15 protein-coding genes are annotated in these 16,389 nt (G+C 60.3%); 11 read left to right on the forward strand and 4 right to left on the reverse strand.

Features of this window, described 5'->3' with window-relative positions; genetic code table 11:
* Positions 1–9 precede the first annotated feature (9 nt).
* Positions 10–1,524, reverse strand: coding sequence for a choline-sulfatase (gene betC, locus AC5SEM_RS26210; RefSeq protein ID WP_495471594.1), 1,515 nt, complete (start codon positions 1,522–1,524; stop codon positions 10–12).
* A 114-nt stretch (positions 1,525–1,638) separates the two neighbouring features.
* Here betC and AC5SEM_RS26215 point away from each other — a divergent pair, with 114 nt between their 5' ends.
* Positions 1,639–2,589, forward strand: coding sequence for a choline sulfate utilization transcriptional regulator (locus AC5SEM_RS26215; protein WP_137218437.1), 951 nt, complete (start codon positions 1,639–1,641; stop codon positions 2,587–2,589).
* 72 nt (positions 2,590–2,661) lie between these two features.
* On the opposite strand, the gene AC5SEM_RS26220 is transcribed toward AC5SEM_RS26215, so the two are convergent.
* Positions 2,662–3,327: an NAD(P)-dependent oxidoreductase gene (locus AC5SEM_RS26220; RefSeq protein ID WP_077575182.1), complete on the reverse strand. Its 666-nt coding sequence runs from the start codon at positions 3,325–3,327 to the stop codon at positions 2,662–2,664.
* Positions 3,328–3,409: 82 nt separating this feature from the next.
* Between AC5SEM_RS26220 and AC5SEM_RS26225 the strand changes: the two genes are divergently transcribed.
* Positions 3,410–3,736, forward strand: a complete 327-nt coding sequence (locus AC5SEM_RS26225) for a DOPA 4,5-dioxygenase family protein (protein ID WP_495471595.1) — start codon at positions 3,410–3,412, stop codon at positions 3,734–3,736.
* Positions 3,737–3,752: 16 nt separating this feature from the next.
* On the opposite strand, the gene AC5SEM_RS26230 is transcribed toward AC5SEM_RS26225, so the two are convergent.
* Entirely contained in the window at positions 3,753–4,154 is a 402-nt protein-coding gene (locus AC5SEM_RS26230) for a GFA family protein (protein WP_495471596.1), read from the reverse strand.
* Between the two features lie 321 nt (positions 4,155–4,475).
* Here AC5SEM_RS26230 and AC5SEM_RS26235 point away from each other — a divergent pair, with 321 nt between their 5' ends.
* The 9 genes from AC5SEM_RS26235 to AC5SEM_RS26275 all read left to right on the forward strand — a co-directional run bounded on the left by AC5SEM_RS26235 (position 4,476) and on the right by AC5SEM_RS26275 (position 14,930).
* Positions 4,476–5,783, forward strand: coding sequence for a CitMHS family transporter (locus tag AC5SEM_RS26235; RefSeq protein WP_495471597.1), 1,308 nt, complete (start codon positions 4,476–4,478; stop codon positions 5,781–5,783).
* A gap of 85 nt (positions 5,784–5,868) precedes the next feature.
* Positions 5,869–6,636 carry a TerC family protein gene (locus tag AC5SEM_RS26240; RefSeq protein WP_095119663.1) on the forward strand — a complete coding sequence of 256 codons (768 nt, stop codon included), beginning with the start codon at positions 5,869–5,871 and terminating at the stop codon, positions 6,634–6,636.
* A gap of 305 nt (positions 6,637–6,941) precedes the next feature.
* A complete protein-coding gene (locus AC5SEM_RS26245) occupies positions 6,942–8,600 on the forward strand; it encodes a Na/Pi cotransporter family protein (RefSeq protein ID WP_495471598.1) in 1,659 nt (552 codons plus the stop codon).
* A gap of 168 nt (positions 8,601–8,768) precedes the next feature.
* The gene (locus tag AC5SEM_RS26250; protein WP_495471599.1) at positions 8,769–10,160 is read left to right on the forward strand and encodes a M16 family metallopeptidase; all 1,392 of its coding nucleotides are present in this window, start codon (positions 8,769–8,771) and stop codon (positions 10,158–10,160) included.
* Positions 10,161–10,338: 178 nt separating this feature from the next.
* On the forward strand, positions 10,339–11,367 hold the full coding sequence (locus tag AC5SEM_RS26255) for a DUF5924 family protein (RefSeq protein WP_095049553.1): 1,029 nt from the start codon (positions 10,339–10,341) through the stop codon (positions 11,365–11,367).
* 54 nt (positions 11,368–11,421) lie between these two features.
* Positions 11,422–12,570: an ABC transporter permease gene (locus tag AC5SEM_RS26260; RefSeq protein WP_495471600.1), complete on the forward strand. Its 1,149-nt coding sequence runs from the start codon at positions 11,422–11,424 to the stop codon at positions 12,568–12,570.
* Positions 12,567–13,370 carry an ABC transporter ATP-binding protein gene (locus tag AC5SEM_RS26265; RefSeq protein WP_007911797.1) on the forward strand — a complete coding sequence of 268 codons (804 nt, stop codon included), beginning with the start codon at positions 12,567–12,569 and terminating at the stop codon, positions 13,368–13,370. Before AC5SEM_RS26260 ends, AC5SEM_RS26265 begins: the two co-directional genes overlap by 4 nt.
* Position 13,371: 1 nt before the next feature.
* Positions 13,372–14,310: an MlaD family protein gene (locus AC5SEM_RS26270; RefSeq protein WP_016986431.1), complete on the forward strand. Its 939-nt coding sequence runs from the start codon at positions 13,372–13,374 to the stop codon at positions 14,308–14,310.
* Entirely contained in the window at positions 14,307–14,930 is a 624-nt protein-coding gene (locus AC5SEM_RS26275; RefSeq protein WP_123593420.1) for an ABC-type transport auxiliary lipoprotein family protein, read from the forward strand. The genes AC5SEM_RS26270 and AC5SEM_RS26275 overlap by 4 nt, the downstream gene beginning before the upstream one ends.
* 117 nt (positions 14,931–15,047) lie before the next feature.
* Here AC5SEM_RS26275 and AC5SEM_RS26280 read toward each other — a convergent pair whose 3' ends face one another.
* Complete coding sequence (locus tag AC5SEM_RS26280) at positions 15,048–16,277, reverse strand: nucleoside recognition domain-containing protein (RefSeq protein WP_007911793.1); 1,230 nt, start codon at positions 16,275–16,277, stop codon at positions 15,048–15,050.
* Positions 16,278–16,389: the final 112 nt, after the last annotated feature.

The raw sequence follows: 16,389 nt of genomic DNA on the forward strand, positions 1-16,389 counted from the left end.
CCCTTAACATTATTGGTTTTGGCAGGGTTGTGGATAACGTGCTTTGCGTTCCAGATCATCGAGGTCGATGTGGTTGCGCATGTACTGCTGACTGGCGTCCACCAGCGGCTGGTGATCCCAGCTCTTCAGCTTGCCGATGGTCAGCGCGTCGGCAACAAAGCGCCGGCGCCGTTGGCTGGCTAGGACTTGCCGGTGAATCGCCGGAATGTCCCACTTGGCCCGCGCTTCGGCGAGAAAATCGTCGAATAGCTGGCGATGTTGCGGCGATTGACTGAGTTCTTCCAGCTCACGCGGATCGTTGCTCACATCGAAGAGTAGGCAAGGGTCGTTTTCACTGTAGATAAATTTGTAGGTGCCGCGACGGATCATCATCAACGGGCTGATGGTGCCTTCGGCCATGTATTCGCCGAACACTTCGTCATGACCGCCCTGCCCTTGCAGGTGTGAAACCAGTGAGCGGCCGTCCAGCGGCAAGCCTGGTTGCAGCGTGCCGCCGGCCAGTTCAACGAATGTCGGCAGCAGGTCGGCGGTCGACACGGCAGCGCTGACGCGGCCCGATTCGAACTGCCCCGGCCCACTTATCAACAGGGGCACACGGGCCGCCATTTCGTACCAGTGCATTTTGTACCAGAGGCCTTTCTCGCCGAGCATGTCGCCGTGGTCACCGGAGAACACAATGATCGTGTCATCGATTAACCCGGTTTCTTCCAGTGTTTGCAGAAGTTTGCCGACGTTGGCGTCGATATAGCTGCACGCACCGAAGTACGCCCGACGCGCATCGCGAATCTTATCCACAGGCAGTGGCTTGTCCCACAGGTCGTAAACCTTGAGCAAACGCTGCGAGTGCGGATCGAGTTCATGTTGATCCGGCGTTGTAGGCAACGGGATTTCGGCATCGTCGTACAAATCCCAGAACGCCTTGGGAATTGTGTACGGGTCGTGTGGGTGCGTCATCGATACAGTCAGGCAGAACGGCTGATCGCCATCTTCGCGAATGTGATCGAACAAATACTGCTGCGCCTTGAACACCACCTCTTCATCGAAATCCAGCTGATTGGTCCGTACACACGGTCCGGCCTGCAGCACCGAGGACATGTTGTGATACCAGGTCGGCCGCACATCCGGCTCATCCCAATTCACCGCCCAGCCATAGTCGGCCGGGTAGATGTCGCTAGTCAGGCGTTCTTCGTAGCCGTGCAACTGATCGGGGCCACAGAAATGCATCTTGCCCGACAGCGCCGTGCGGTAGCCGAGACGGCGCAGGTAATGGGCGTAAGTCGGCACATCGGCGGGGAAATCGGCAGCGTTGTCGTAGGCGCCGATCTTGCTCGGCAACTGGCCGCTGACCAGGGTGAAACGCGATGGCGCGCACAGCGGGCTGTTGCAGTAAGCGGCGTCGAACACCACGCCTTGTTCGGCGAGGCGGGAAAGATTCGGCAATTTTATCGGCGAAGGGCCGTAGAACGGCAACATTGGCGCGGCCATCTGATCGGCCATGATGAAAAGAATATTCTTGCGCTTCATGTGATCGCGGCATTCCATAGTGAATATTTATGCGACATTGCTGCGACCGAGCATGGAGTCCATGCTGTATCCGGTAAAGCCTGCGCCGGACAATGACTAGGATAAGCACAGCTTATGTATGACGCCTTGGGTGATCTATCCCTCGACCTGTTACGCGCCTTTGAGGCGGCCGCTCGCCAACGCAGTTTTACCGCCGCGGCGGTTGAGCTTGGCACTACGCAACCAGCAATCAGTCAGCAGATCAAACGGCTGGAAGAACAACTCGGCACGCGGCTATTTGATCGCATCTACCGGGGGATCGAGCTGACCGAAGTCGGCGCGATACTGTTTGAGCAAGTTACCCTCGGTTTGCAGAATATCGATGCCGGATTGAGCGCGATCAGCGCACAGCAGCAACATGAGGTCCTGCAAGTTGCCACTGATTTTGCCTTCGCTGCGTATTGGCTGATGCCGCGCCTGCATCGTTTTCATGAGGCCAATCCGCAGGTCGACGTCAGCCTGGTGACCAGTGAACGCAACCACAACATGCTGCGCACCGATATCGACGTCGCGATCCTGTTTGGCGACGGGCGTTTCAAGCAGGGCGAAAGCCATTGGCTGTTCAGCGAAGAAGTGTTCCCGGTGTGCAGTCCGCAGTTGCTCAAGGATCGCCTCCTGCCCCTGCCGGCTCAGGCGTTGCTGGAGTTTCCGTTGTTGCACCTGCGCGGGGAAAACAGCAGCAACTGGTTTGACTGGAGTGGTCTGTTCCGTGAACTCGGTATCAATACACCGCCGGCGCCGGGGCAATTGCGCTTCGACAATTACACGCTGTTGATTCAAGCGGCGATTGGCGGTCAAGGCGTGGCGATTGGCTGGCGCCACCTTGTGGATAACTTGCTGAGTCAGGGTTTGCTGTGCCGACCCATCGCCGAAACGACCCTGTCGCGCCTCGGTTATTACGTAGTGCTGCCGCAACGCAAACGCCGGGGTGCGTTGATTCAGCAGTTTGTTGATTGGTTGATGGCGGAACAGGCGAGCAGCGCGGAGTCCTTGAGTGGGCTGGCGCTGCCTTCGATTGCGGTTTGAGGATCAAAAGATCGCAGCCTGCGGCAGCTCCTACACCGATCTCATGTAGGAGCTGCCGCAGGCTGCGATCTTTTACGAATCTGAAGCCGCCACGAAATTCACATGCTGGCCCACATGCAGATTCAACCGCAGCTCATCAGCAATCCCCACCGCCACGCGGTTCAATCGCTCCAGCGGTTCGGCCAGACCCGGTTCCAGATTGCCGCCGACCTGACTGAAATGCTCAATCGTCAGCCCTGCCACGCCGTGTGGCGCATTCACCAGCGTCCAGTGCAACGGGCTGCTTTGCACGGCTTCACGGATTTCCTCGGCGGCGTGACGTTGCAGGCGATCATCGACATCCGGCTCATCGAGCACGGCAAAGTCGCCCACCAGAAACAGCCGCGACACATTGGCCGCTTGCAGCCCATCGACCAGTGCGTCGACGGCCAGCACCTGTTCGACCGGGCCGAGCACGACGGCCCGTTCCACCTGATCGCTACTGAACGGCAACCCCGGCGCATCCAATAAACAGATGACTGCCGAACTACCGGCCACGCTCTGATTGATCCGCTCCGAGTCGAACAAATCGCCTGTTTTGGTGCGCAAACCCGGACGCGGTGCGAGTGCAGTCAAATCGTCGAGGATGGCAATGACTTCGTGCTGACGGCGCAGCAATTCAGCCATCAACGCGCTGCCCAGGCTACTCATGGCACCATAGAGCACCACTTTTACCGCCGGGGTTTCGGCATTTTTCATGGCTGATCCCTTTTCTTATCCCTTGTATGGCGTGTGACATACGGGCAACGCCGAGGGTTCGAACCGATTCAGAGGCTTTCAGATGCAAGCGATCAAGGGTTATCACGCCCATGTCTATTTCGACGCCAATACCATTGAGCAGGCGCGGGCCTTGTGCGAGAAAGCCGCGCAATTGTTTGCGCTGAAAATGGGCCGCGTCCACGAGCGCCCGGTCGGGCCGCATCCGGACTGGAGTTGCCAATTGGCCTTCGGCCCTGAGTTGATCGGCGAGGTGCTGCCGTGGCTGGCGCTCAATCGCAAAGGCCTGGTGGTGTTTTTGCACCCGGACACTGGCGATGACTTGCTCGACCATACGGATCACGCGATCTGGATGGGCGCGATCCGAACGCTGGATCTGTCTGTTTTTTGATCAGGCTCTTGTAAACCTACAGCGTTTCTTCGGCTTCGCCTGGCAGATGCTCGTCCAGATGCAGCCAAGGCAATTGGCTGTCCGTCCAGATATGCCGCTCCGCCGGCGCCAGTTGCGGCTGATCAAGGGTAGCGATGGTCACGTCGATGCTCTCGGGGCTGAGCAACGTCACCAGCGCCAGTTGTGCGCCGCAGTTCGGGCAGAAGAACCGCGCGCAACTGGCCGACGAGTCATATCGCGAAGGCATGCCGGCCAGCCACTGGAAATTTGCCGCCGGCACGGTGATCCATGTGGTGACGATGCCACCGCTGACTCGGCGACAAATCGAACAATGGCAATGGGCGATATCCTGCAACTCCCCGCTGAACTGATAACGAATGTGTCCGCAATGGCAGCCGCCGCTGTGCAATTCGCTCATTTCGAAGCTCCCCTTCCCGTGTTTATTGACTCTGGTTCGCATCCGACGGCCGGTTGACCGTTCATTCAAAGCTTTCTGCAGCGAAAGGTAGCTGAAAGCTTCCCGGATTAGGATCGCCTCACTTCCGGCAACAGACCGGTTGGCCAACGCGTGTGATACCTCGCACGGACGGCCCAATTAACAACAACAATGGTGATTCTGATGTCCTCTGTAGCCCGCCTCCTCGCTTCAACTCCGCCCGTACGTCTCGTGCTTGCCGTTCTGCGCTGATCCCGTCCGATCTGCTCATTTAACTAGCCGCGCTACGCCTGGAGTATTCCCATGCTGACTTTCCTTGGCTTCGCCATGGTCATCACGTTCATGTTCCTGATCATGACCAAGCGCCTGTCCGCGCTGATCGCTCTGATCATCATCCCGATTGTCTTCGCCTTGTTCGGTGGTTTCGCGCCGAAGATCGGCCCGATGATGCTCGAAGGCATTACCAAGCTTGCGCCGACTGGCGTGATGCTGATGTTCGCTATTCTCTATTTCGCCTTGATGATCGACTCCGGCCTGTTCGACCCGGCCGTGCGCAAGATCCTCAAACTGGTCAAGGGCGACCCGCTGAAGGTTTCGGTCGGCACCGCCGTACTGGCGCTCGTCGTTTCCCTCGATGGTGACGGCGCGACCACTTACATGATCTGCGTGGCCGCCATGCTGCCGCTGTACAGCCGCATCGGCATGAGCCCGCGGATCATGGCCGGTCTGATCATCCTCGCCGGTGGCGTGATGAACATGACCCCGTGGGGTGGCCCGACTGCTCGTGCCGCGAGTGCGTTGCATGTCGATCCGTCGGACATTTTCGTGCCGATGATTCCGGCCATGGCCGCGGGTGTGGTGGCGATTCTGCTGATCGCTTATTTCTACGGTAAACGTGAACGTGCGCGTCTAGGTGAGTTGCATCTGGTTGGCGACGAGATCGATCACAGCGAAATCAGCGTCTCGCAATTCCCCGATGCGCGCCGTCCGAAACTGATCTGGTTCAACGGCGCCCTGACCTTCGGCCTGATGTGCACCCTGATCGCCGGCCTGTTGCCGTTGCCGGTGCTGTTCATGGTGGCATTCAGTATTGCCATGATCGTCAACTACCCTTGCCTGCAGATGCAGAAGGATCGCGTCGCCGCTCACGCCGGCAGCGTGCTGGCAGTGGTCGGGCTGATCTTTGCGGCGGGTATCTTCACCGGTATCCTGTCCGGCACCGGCATGGTCGATGCGATGTCGAAGAGCCTGTTGGCAGTGATTCCGGATTTCCTCGGCCCGTATCTGGCCGTAATCACGGCGCTGGTGAGCATGCCGTTCACCTTCTTCATGTCCAACGATGCGTTCTACTATGGCGTGTTGCCGGTGTTGGCCGAAGCCGCCAGTCACTACGGGATCACCGCAGTGGAAATGGCCCGTGCCTCGATCGTCGGTCAGCCCGTCCACTTGCTGAGCCCGTTGGTGCCATCGACGTATCTGTTGGTGGCCCTGGCCGGCATTGATTTCGGTGACCACCAGCGTTTCACCCTGAAATGGGCGATCCTGGTGTGTATCTGCATCCTGATTGCTGCACTGCTGTTGGGGACTTTCCCGGTGTTCAGCACTCTATAAGCCCAAGACTCACCGTTTCGGGTCCTGGCTTCGCGGTTTGAAGCCCGGACCTTTTTCGGTTTAACAATTGCTCAAAGGAATACACATGGAATGGCTGACCAACCCCGAAATCTGGGTTGCCTTCTTCACCCTGACCGCCCTGGAAATCGTCCTCGGCATCGATAACATCATCATGATTTCGATCCTGGTCAGCCGCATGCCCAAGCACATGCAGCAGCGCACCCGGATCTTCGGTCTTGGCCTGGCCATGATCACGCGCATCCTGTTGCTGCTGTCGATCACCTGGGTCATGCGCCTCACCGCTGACCTGTTCGAAGTGTTCGGCCAAGGCATTTCGGGTCGCGACCTGATCCTGTTCTTCGGTGGTCTGTTCCTGCTGTGGAAGAGCTCGCAAGAGATGTACCACGCGCTGGAAGGCGAAGATGAGAGTGATGACACCCCCGGCGGCAAGGGCGGCAACTTCCTCTACACCATCATCCAGATCGCGATCATCGACATCGTCTTCTCGCTGGATTCGGTGATCACTGCCGTGGGCATGGTTTCCCACGTGCCGGTGATGGTTGCGGCGATCGTTGTGGCGGTGCTGGTGATGATGCTGGCCTCGGGCAAGATCAGCGAGTTCATCGACAAGCACCCGTCGCTGAAAATGCTAGCGCTGTCGTTCCTGCTGGTGGTCGGTACCGTGCTGATCGCCGAGTCGTTCGACGTGCATGTGCCGAAGGGCTACGTCTACTTCGCCATGGCGTTCTCGCTGGCGGTTGAGGCGATCAACATCAAGCTGCGCGGCGCGATGGCCAAGAAGAGACAGCAGCAAGACCCGGTGAAACTGCGCAAGGACATCCCGGGCCAGTAGCCCGGTAGTCTTCAGGCAACACCCCTTGTAGGAGTGAGCCTGCTCGCGATAGCGGTCTGTCAGTCAACATCAATGTTGAGGCTGATGGCCCTATCGCGAGCAGGCTCACTCCTACATTTGTTTGTGGTGGATTCAGGTGGGTGTATGAAGCGCTTTTCATGACACTTTTGTTTCAATCCGCACTTTAGCTGTGCAATGCTGGCGCCCAGACCGTTAGCCAACTACAGCTTAAGTATCAAAAACGTAGAAACCGCGCGGTACCGTCAACTTGCCTCTCTGAGGCACTGCTATTACAGGGGGTCTGCATGCTCACCCTGCTCAATCTGCTTTCCGCCGTCGCCCTGCTGATCTGGGGTACGCACATCGTCCGAACCGGCATCCTGCGGGTGTACGGCACCAACCTGCGCCATGTGATTGGCCAGAACATGTCCAAGCGCTGGCTCGCCTTTGTCGCCGGCATCGTCGTCACCGCGATGGTGCAGAGCAGCAACGCCACCGCCATGCTCGTCACCTCCTTCGTCGGCCAGGGCCTGATGGCGCTGACCCCGGCGCTGGCGACCATGCTCGGCGCCGACGTCGGTACCGCGCTGATGGCGCGGGTGCTGACCTTCGACCTGTCGTGGCTATCGCCGCTGCTGATTTTCCTCGGGGTGATTTTCTTTCTGTCGCGCAAACAGACGCGCCTCGGGCAGATGGGCCGGGTGTCCATTGGCCTCGGGCTGATCATTCTCGCGCTGCAACTGATCGTCGAGGCCGCCGCGCCGATCACCCATGCCCAAGGTGTGAAGGTGATTTTCGCCTCGTTGACTGGCGACATCCTCCTCGACGCCTTGGTCGGCGCGCTGTTCGCGATGATTTCCTACTCCAGCCTCGCCGCCGTACTGCTCACGGCGACTCTCGCCGGTGCCAGTGTGATCAGTCTGCCGGTGGCAATTGGTCTGGTGATCGGCGCCAACATCGGCAGCGGCATTCTTGCGTTCATGAGCACCAGCATGCAGAACGCCGCTGGCCGGCAAGTGGCGTTGGGCAGCCTGTTGTACAAACTGATCGGCCTGCTGCTGATCATCCCGGTGCTCGACCCGCTGGTGCACTGGATCGACAGCCTCGATTTCAGCCCGCAGGAAATGGTCATCGGTTTTCACCTGCTCTACAACACCGTGCGCTGCCTGATTCTGCTGCCGTCGGTGGGGCCGATGGCGCGGCTCTGCGCGTGGTTGCTCCCGGAGCGGCCGGAGGTCAACGGTACTGCCAAACCGCGTCACCTCGACGCTACCGCGCTGGTCACGCCAAGTCTGGCCTTGGCCAATGCCGCGCGGGAAACCCTGCGCATGGGCGATCTGCTCGACAACATGCTCGACGCCGCCCTCGATGTGCTGCGCGGCAAGCAGACCGCTGTCACCCAGGAAATGCGTCGGCTGACCGATGACGTCGAAGCGCTGTACAGCGCAATCAAGCTGTACCTGGCGCAGATGCCCCGCGAAGACCTCGGCGAGCAGGACAGTCGGCGCTGGGCCGAGATCATTGAACTGGCGATCAACCTCAAATTGGCTGCCGACCTGATCGAACGCATGCTGCGCAAGATTCAGCAGCAGAAGACTTCGCAGCGCCGCTCCTTTTCCGAAGAAGGTCTGGAGGATCTGGCCGGGTTGCAGCAGCAATTGATCGCTAATCTGCGTTTGGGGCTGTCGGTGTTTCTCAGTGGTGACCGCGAAAGCGCCCGCCAGCTACTGCGCGAGAAACGCCGTTTTCGCGCACAGGAACGCCGTTTGGCCCATGCGCATGTCAGCCGTTTGCAACGCAAGATCGTGCAGAGTCTGGAAACCAGTTCGTTGCACCTGGAGTTGATTGCCGATATGAAGCGGCTCAATTCGCTGTTTTGCGGCAGTGCGTATGTGGTGCTGGAAACGGCGGATACCGGGGCGCTGGCGGCGGATGATATTGCCGACATTACGCATTCGCCTTGAACGACTGGGGCTGGGGTTAGTCAGTTACATTGATTCAGCCTTCAGGCCGCTATCGCGAGCAGGCTCACTCCTACAGGGGGACGCATTCCAAATGCAGGAGTGAGCCTGCTCGCGATGGGGCCCTGACTGACGACACGGATCTCCAAATCAGCCGTACGGAAGCCTGTTATGCGTTGCCTGTTGTTCGCCTGTCTGTTGCTCGGTTCCCTGCCCGCCTTTGCCCTGGATCGTTTTCAGGTCGAAGGCTATGCGCTGCCCAACGGTCTGCAGCTGATGCTCAAGCCCGGCACCGAACGCGGGCATGTGGCGATTCGGCTGGTGGTCGGCGTCGGCCTCGACGATTTCGATTGTGATGACAAGGAGCTGCCGCACCTGCTTGAGCACTTGTTGTTCAGCGGCATCGATGCCACTGGCGAAGGTGGTTTAGAGGAGCGCATGCAGGCGCTGGGCGGTGACTGGAACGCGTTCACCAGCAACGCCGACACCACCTTCGTCATCGAAGCGCCGGCGAAAAATCAGCGCAAGGTGCTCGACCTGCTGCTCGCTCTGCTCACACAAACGCGCATCGACGACAACGCCATCAACGCCGCCAAGCGTGTGGTTGAACGTGAAGACGGCGGCCATTACACACGGCTGCAACGCTTTCTCGATCGTCAGGATCTCGGCCACACCGCGAGCAATCAGCTCGCCGTCGAACTGGGCCTGAAATGCCCGCAGCGTGCCGAAGTCGGTCACCTGACTCAGGAGCAGTTGGAAAAGGTGCGCAAAGCCTGGTACGCGCCAAACAACATGACCCTGATCGTCGTCGGCGAACTCGACAAACTGCTACCGGCGTATCTGGAGCGCACGTGGGGCGCGCTCGACGCGGTCGAGCCGAGCGAGCATCGGCCACTGCCGGACATCAGCACCAGCGCCGCCCATGAACGCACCCTCACCCGTGGTTTTATCGGCGACAGCGCCAAGCTGCACTGGCTGGTGCCGGAACCGGTGATCGATGATCAATACGATCAGACCTTCGACATTCTCAAGGATTATCTCGACTGGGCGTTGTACCGGCAGATTCGTCTCAACCACGGCTTGTCCTACGGGCCATGGGCCGAGCGTGAGGTGTTTGGCGGCGTCGGTTTCATGAGCCTGAATGCCGACCTGGATCGTGATGACGTCGACGAAGCCATTCAGGTGCTGGAAGACCTCAAGGCTGATCTGCTGAAAAACGGCCTCGACCCGGACACCTTCGCGCGGATCAAACAGGCTTCCATCGCCCATCAGGCCTGGGCGGTGCAGGGTAACAGCGCGATGGCGGATTACTACTGGAGTGCACTGGGCGATTACGAGGACGGCCGTTTTGCCAACCCGGCGCGGGAGCTGCAAGGGGTGACCCTGGAAGCGGCGAACAAGGCCATGCGTGAGTTGCTGTTGCAACCGGGGTATTTGCGGATCGAGAAGCCGTTGATCAGTGATGATCAGGTGTTGTGGTTGAGTGCGGGTGGCTTGGGCCTGGTGTTGCTGGTCCTGATCGGCTGGCGCTTGCACCACCGCCGAAAACCCGCCGAACACTGACCCTGTAGGAGTGAGCCTGCTCGCGATAGCGGTGTATCAGCCGCATAAACAGTGACTGAAAGACCGCAATCGCGAGCAGGCTCACTCCTACAGGGGTATGTGCTGGTTTTAAGTGACCATCAGCCTTGCGGGCGCTACTCTGTCGAGGTTTTTTCCTATCCAGTCGTGAACCGCCCAAATGCCGAAAATACAGCTCCTGATCCAGCGCATCCTCGAACTGATGAAGCGCTATCCCGGGGTCATTGCACTTGGCGGTTTCATTTCCGGGGTCGGCAGTTTCATCATGGTCGATCGTCAGCAAGGGCTGGCGAGCTGGATCACCGTGATCATGCTGCTCAGCTGGATCTGGCTGATGCTGGAAAACACCCTCACCGGCCTCTTCACCCGCGTGTTCAAACGCGAGATTCCCCAGCCGCTGCTGCGTTACGCGACGCAGATGATCCATCAGGAAAGCCTGTTCTTCGTCCTGCCGTTTTTCTTCATCACCACGACCTGGAACAGCGGCCAGTTGTTCTTCACCGGCCTGCTCAGCGTCGCCGCCCTGATTTCCATCGTCGACCCGCTCTATTACAAATGGCTGGCGCCACGGCGCTGGGCGTTTCTCGCGCTGCACACCCTGACCCTGTTCGCCGCCCTGCTCACTGCGTTGCCAGTGATCATGCACCTGACCACGGCGCAAAGTTTCAAATGGGCGCTGGGCATTGCCGTGTTGTTGTCGTTCCCGAGTCTGGCGTCGATCTTCCCGATCCGCACGCTGCGCAACGCCCTGGCGATCCTGTGCATCACCGTCGGCATTGGCGGCGTCGGTTGGGCGCTGCGTTCGTGGGTGCCGCCGGCGACGCTGTGGATGACCGACGTGGCGATCAGCACGCAAATGCAGGACCGCACCCCCGGTGCCAGCCTCGACACGGTCAGCGCCGAGCAGATTCGTGGCGATGGCCTCTACGCCTACACCGCAATCAACGCGCCGCGCGGGCTCGATGAGCGGATTTACCACGTCTGGCAGTTCAACGGCAAAGAGGTCGATCGCATCGCCCTCGACATCCATGGCGGGCGCAAGGAAGGCTACCGCGCCTGGACGCACAAGCAGAATTTCCCTGGCAATCCGGCGGGCAAGTGGCAGGTGCGGGTGCTGACCGAGGATGGCCAGGTGATCGGCGTGCTGCGCTTCGAAGTCACGGACAGCACAGCGATCAAAGAAAAGTAACCGCGTTCGTGCTATTACGTTAGTTCGCCTGATAACCGGACAAGCACGGAGCTTATGACCAGCAGCTCGATCAGCGGCAATGCCCAACTGGACACATCGATCAGCCCTGCCCGCCTGCGGGTCACGGGGGACTGGACGCTTGCTCATTACGCCGAGCTCAAGCACTTGAGCGAAAAGCTCCACGGCCAGTACGACGCCAACACGTCGATTGATCTGAATAGCCTCGGCGCCCTCGACACCGCTGGTGCGTCGCTGCTGGTCGAACTGCTCGGCTCCGAGCGTCTCGGCAAATCCGCCGAACATCCCGATTGCACGCTCTCCTCCGCCGACCGCGCGCTGCTGCAAACCGTGTATCAATCGATGACGGATTTCTGCGTGCCGATCAAGGAGGCGGAAGTCAGCGTCAGCGTGCAATTGCTGACCCGGATCGGCCGCGCCGTGGAAACGGTCTGGCAAGACACCCTGCAGGTGCTGGGTTTCATCGGCCTGATCCTGGAAACCATCGCCCGTGGCCTGTTCCGGCCCAAGCGCTGGCGCATCACGCCGATGATCGCGCACATCGAACAGACCGGTCTCGACGCCGCGCCAATCGTGGCTTTGCTGACTTTTCTGGTGGGCGCGGTGGTGGCGTTTCTCGGCGCCACGGTGCTGGCCAGTTTCGGCGCGACGATTTTTACTGTGGACCTGGTGGGCTTCTCGTTCCTGAGGGAATTCGGTGTGTTGCTCACGGCAATCCTCATGGCCGGGCGCACCGCCAGTGCCTTCACCGCGCAGATCGGCTCGATGAAGGCCAACGAAGAAATCGACGCGATTCGCACCCTTGGCCTCGACCCGGTGGAGTTGCTGGTGGTACCGCGTGTGCTGGCGATGCTGGTGGCGCTGCCGATGTTGACCTTCCTCGCCATGCTTTGCGGGATCATCGGAGGCGGCGTGGTCTGCGCGGTGTCACTGGATATCTCGCCGGCGATGTTCCTGACGCTGTTGCAGTCGGACATCGGCGTGCAGCACTTTCTGGTCGGCTTGGTGAAGGCGCCAATCTTCGCCTTCATCATTGCCGCGATTGGTTGCCTGGAAGGCTTCAAGGTCAGTGGCAGCGCCGAGTCGGTCGGCGCCCACACCACGTCCGCCGTGGTGCAATCGATTTTCGTGGTGATCGTGCTCGATGCGGTGGCCGCGCTGTTCTTCATGGAGATGGGCTGGTGAGTCGTCTACCCCGCGCGCCCTCGGAGGCGGTGATCGAAGTCCGTGGCCTGTGCAATCGCTTTGGCAGCCAGAGCGTGCACGAGAACCTCGATCTGGATTTGTACAAAGGCGAAATCCTCGCCGTGGTCGGCGGCTCCGGCAGCGGCAAATCGGTGTTGCTGCGCAGCATTGTCGGATTACGCCGGCCCAGCGAAGGCATGGTCAAAGTGTTCGGCAAGAACCTGCCGAGCCTGTCCGAGCATGAGCGCTCACTGGTTGAGCGGCGCTTCGGTGTGCTGTTCCAGAAAGGCGCGCTGTTCTCCTCGCTGACGGTCACCGAGAACGTCGCCCTGCCCCTTATCGAACACGCCGGCCTCAGTCGCAACGACGCTGAGCACTTGGCTGCCGTGAAACTGGCGCTGGCCGGATTACCACTGTCAGCGGCGGACAAATATCCGGCGTCGCTGTCCGGCGGCATGATCAAGCGCGCCGCGCTGGCCCGTGCTTTGGCGCTGGATCCGGACATATTGTTTCTCGACGAACCCACCGCCGGCCTCGATCCGATTGGCGCGGCGCAATTCGATCAATTGATCCTGACCTTGCGCGATGCACTCGGCCTTAGCGTGTTTCTGGTGACCCACGACCTCGACACGCTCTACACCATCACCGACCGCGTGGCGGTGCTGGCACAGAAAAAAGTGCTGGTCGCCGGTCCCATCGACGTGGTCTCGGAAACCGACGACGCGTGGATTCACGAATACTTCCACGGCCCGCGCGGCCGCTCGGCGCTGGACGCCGCCAAATTGCTCAACGAGGTCTGACATGGAAACCCGAGCGCATCATGTGTTGATCGGCTTGTTCACCGTGATCGTGGTGGCAGGCGCCCTGCTCTTCGGTCTGTTCCTCGCCAAGTCCAGCGTCGACACCGAGTTCAAGGATTACGAGATTGTCTTCAGCGAGGCAGTCAGTGGCCTGTCCAAGGGCAGCCCGGTGCAATACAGCGGGATCAAGGTCGGCGATGTGATCAACCTGCGCCTTGATCCAAAGGATCCACGGCGGGTGCTGGCGCGGATTCGTCTGGCCGGGGACACGCCGGTGAAGGAAGACACCCAGGCCAAACTGGCGCTGGCCGGGATCACCGGGACGTCGATCATCCAGCTCAGCGGTGGCACGCCCGAGAGCCCGAAACTGCGTGGGCATGACGGTAATCTGCCGACCATCGTCGCCTCGCCCTCGCCTATTTCGCGCTTGCTCAATGACTCCAACGATTTGATGACCGGCATCACTGCGCTGCTGCAGAACGCCAACCAGATGTTCTCTGCCGAGAACGTCGAGCGTGTGAGCAAAACGCTCGCGCATCTGGAGCAAACCACCGGCACCATCAACGATCAGCGCGGTGACATCAAGCAAGCCATGCAGCAACTGGCGACCGTCGGTAAACAGGCCGGCAGCATGCTCGAACAGACCTCACTGCTGATGCGCAACGCCAACGGCCTGATCAACGACCAGGGCAAACAGGCACTGGGCAGCGCCGAGCAGGCGATGAAGTCGCTGGAGCAAAGCACGACCACCATCAGCACCTTGCTCAGCAAAAACGAAAACTCACTCGACAACGGCATGCAGGGCCTCAATGGCCTGGCCCCGGCGATCCGCGAACTGCGTGAAACGCTGACCTCGCTGCGCGCCATCTCGCAACGCCTTGAGGCCAACCCCAGCGGCTACCTGCTGGGCCGTGACAAGAACAAGGAATTCACGCCATGAAGCTGACTCGACTTGCCCTCCTCGCCGGCTTCACGCTGATCAGTGCCTGCTCGATTCTGCCGCAGTCCGAGCCGTCGGATGTCTATCGCCTGCCGGCCGCACAGGCGCCCGCCTCGGCCAGTTCAGCGGCGACGCAACGGTGGTCGTTGCGGCTGAACAAGTTGCAGGCCAGTGAGGCGTTGAACCGGCCGACGATTGCGGTGATTCCACAGGGCGATGTGATCAGCAGCTACAAGGGCTCGCGCTGGAGCGATCCGGCGCCGGTGCTGGTGCGTAATCGTCTGCTGGATGGGTTTCAGCGTGATGGTCGGGTGACGTTGCTCAGTACCGATGACAGCAACTTTGCTGCGGATCTGGAATTGGGCGGGAGTTTGCAGGCGTTTCAGACCGAGTATCAGGGCACGCAGGCCAGCGTCGTGGTGCGCGTCGATGCGTTGCTCGTGCGCGGTTATGACCAGCGGATTCTGGCCAGCCGCCGCTTTGAAGAGCGCCAGTCTCTGAACGATGTGCAGGTGCCAGCGGTGGTTGCGGGATTTGGCCAGGCCAGTGATCGCCTGACCGCGAAAGTCGTGGCCTGGGCCGTCGACCAGGGCCAAAAGCTGGCCCCCCAAAGACCTTAAGCCCAAACACCAATCCCTGTGGGAGCGAGCCTGCTCGCGAAGGCGTCGTGTCAGACACATCAACGTGAATGACACACCGCTTTCGCGAGCAGGCTCGCTCCCACATTGGATATTTGTTCAGCCGAAGAACCAGTAGCAGACGAAGATCGCACCCACGACCCCGGCAAACTCCGCCAGCAACGCACACCCCACCGCATGCCGCGCCCGCTGAATCCCCACCGCGCCGAAATACACCGCCAGCACATAGAACGTGGTCTCGGTACTGCCCTGAATCGTCGCCGCGACCAGCGCCGGGAAGCTGTCGACGCCGGACGTCTTCATCGTCTCGATCAACATCGCCCGCGCCGCACTGCCAGAGAACGGTTTGACCATCGCCGTCGGCAACGCGTCGACAAACCGCGTGTCCCAACCGGCCCACTCAACCAGATGGCGAATCCCGTCCAGGCCGAAGTCCAGGGCACCAGAGGCACGCAGTACGCCCACCGCGCAGAGCATCGCCACCAGATACGGCAGCAGATTCTTCGCGACATCGAAGCCTTCTTTGGCGCCTTCAACAAACGCCTCGTAGACCTTGACCTTCTTTAGCGCGCCGATCAGCAAGAACAGCATGATCAACCCGAACAGTGTGAGATTGCCGAGGATCGACGACAATCCCGCCAAAGCCGTCGCCGACAGGGTGCCCAGCAGCGCCATGAAGCCACCGAGAATCAGCGCGCCGGGAATCAGATACGCCAACACCACCGGATCCCAGATCCGCAAACGCTGCATGAACGCCACCGACAGGAAGCCGACAATCGTCGAGCAACTGGTCGCCAGGAGGATTGGCAGAAACACCAGCGTCGGGTCCGGCGCGCCTTGCTGGGCGCGGTACATGAAGATCGTCACCGGCAGCAGGGTCAGGGAGGAGGCGTTGAGCACCAGGAAGAGGATTTGCGCGTTACTGGCGATGGTGGCACTGGGATTGAGCTCCTGCAGCGCCTTCATGGCTTTCAGGCCGATGGGCGTGGCCGCGTTGTCGAGGCCCAGACCGTTGGCGGCGAAGTTCAAAGTGATCAGGCCCAGGGCAGGGTGGCCGGCCGGGACTTCCGGCATCAGCCGCAGGAACAGCGGGCCGAGCACCTTGGCCAGCCATTCGACGATCCCGGCCTTTTCGGCAATGCGCAGAAAGCCCAGCCACAGGGTGAGGGTGCCGAACAGCAGCACCATGACTTCGACCGAGAGCTTGGCCATGGCGAAAATGCTTTCCACCATCGCCGCAAAGATCCCGGCGTTGCCGCCGATCAGCCACTGCGCCAGCGCCGATACGGCTGCCACGATGAAGAAGCCAAGCCACAGGCCATTAAGCATCAGTCAAATCCCCCGAAGAATGCCGCGAATGATAGCGGGGTCGCCAGAAACGACAAACCCCGGATTTCTCCGGGGTTCGTATGGCTGACTCGGTCCACTGTAGGAGTGAGCC

It is taken from the genome of Pseudomonas sp. CH61 (assembly GCF_059429415.1).

What these genes read in the sequence shown, in the direction of transcription:
- betC (WP_495471594.1), bottom strand. Translation starts at nt 1,524, where the DNA reads ATGAAGCGCAAGAATATTCTTTTCATCATGGCCGATCAGATGGCCGCG.
- AC5SEM_RS26215 (WP_137218437.1), top strand. Translation starts at nt 1,639, where the DNA reads ATGTATGACGCCTTGGGTGATCTATCCCTCGACCTGTTACGCGCCTTT.
- AC5SEM_RS26220 (WP_077575182.1), bottom strand. Translation starts at nt 3,327, where the DNA reads ATGAAAAATGCCGAAACCCCGGCGGTAAAAGTGGTGCTCTATGGTGCC.
- AC5SEM_RS26225 (WP_495471595.1), top strand. Translation starts at nt 3,410, where the DNA reads ATGCAAGCGATCAAGGGTTATCACGCCCATGTCTATTTCGACGCCAAT.
- AC5SEM_RS26230 (WP_495471596.1), bottom strand. Translation starts at nt 4,154, where the DNA reads ATGAGCGAATTGCACAGCGGCGGCTGCCATTGCGGACACATTCGTTAT.
- AC5SEM_RS26235 (WP_495471597.1), top strand. Translation starts at nt 4,476, where the DNA reads ATGCTGACTTTCCTTGGCTTCGCCATGGTCATCACGTTCATGTTCCTG.
- AC5SEM_RS26240 (WP_095119663.1), top strand. Translation starts at nt 5,869, where the DNA reads ATGGAATGGCTGACCAACCCCGAAATCTGGGTTGCCTTCTTCACCCTG.
- AC5SEM_RS26245 (WP_495471598.1), top strand. Translation starts at nt 6,942, where the DNA reads ATGCTCACCCTGCTCAATCTGCTTTCCGCCGTCGCCCTGCTGATCTGG.
- AC5SEM_RS26250 (WP_495471599.1), top strand. Translation starts at nt 8,769, where the DNA reads ATGCGTTGCCTGTTGTTCGCCTGTCTGTTGCTCGGTTCCCTGCCCGCC.
- AC5SEM_RS26255 (WP_095049553.1), top strand. Translation starts at nt 10,339, where the DNA reads ATGCCGAAAATACAGCTCCTGATCCAGCGCATCCTCGAACTGATGAAG.
- AC5SEM_RS26260 (WP_495471600.1), top strand. Translation starts at nt 11,422, where the DNA reads ATGACCAGCAGCTCGATCAGCGGCAATGCCCAACTGGACACATCGATC.
- AC5SEM_RS26270 (WP_016986431.1), top strand. Translation starts at nt 13,372, where the DNA reads ATGGAAACCCGAGCGCATCATGTGTTGATCGGCTTGTTCACCGTGATC.
- AC5SEM_RS26275 (WP_123593420.1), top strand. Translation starts at nt 14,307, where the DNA reads ATGAAGCTGACTCGACTTGCCCTCCTCGCCGGCTTCACGCTGATCAGT.
- AC5SEM_RS26280 (WP_007911793.1), bottom strand. Translation starts at nt 16,277, where the DNA reads ATGCTTAATGGCCTGTGGCTTGGCTTCTTCATCGTGGCAGCCGTATCG.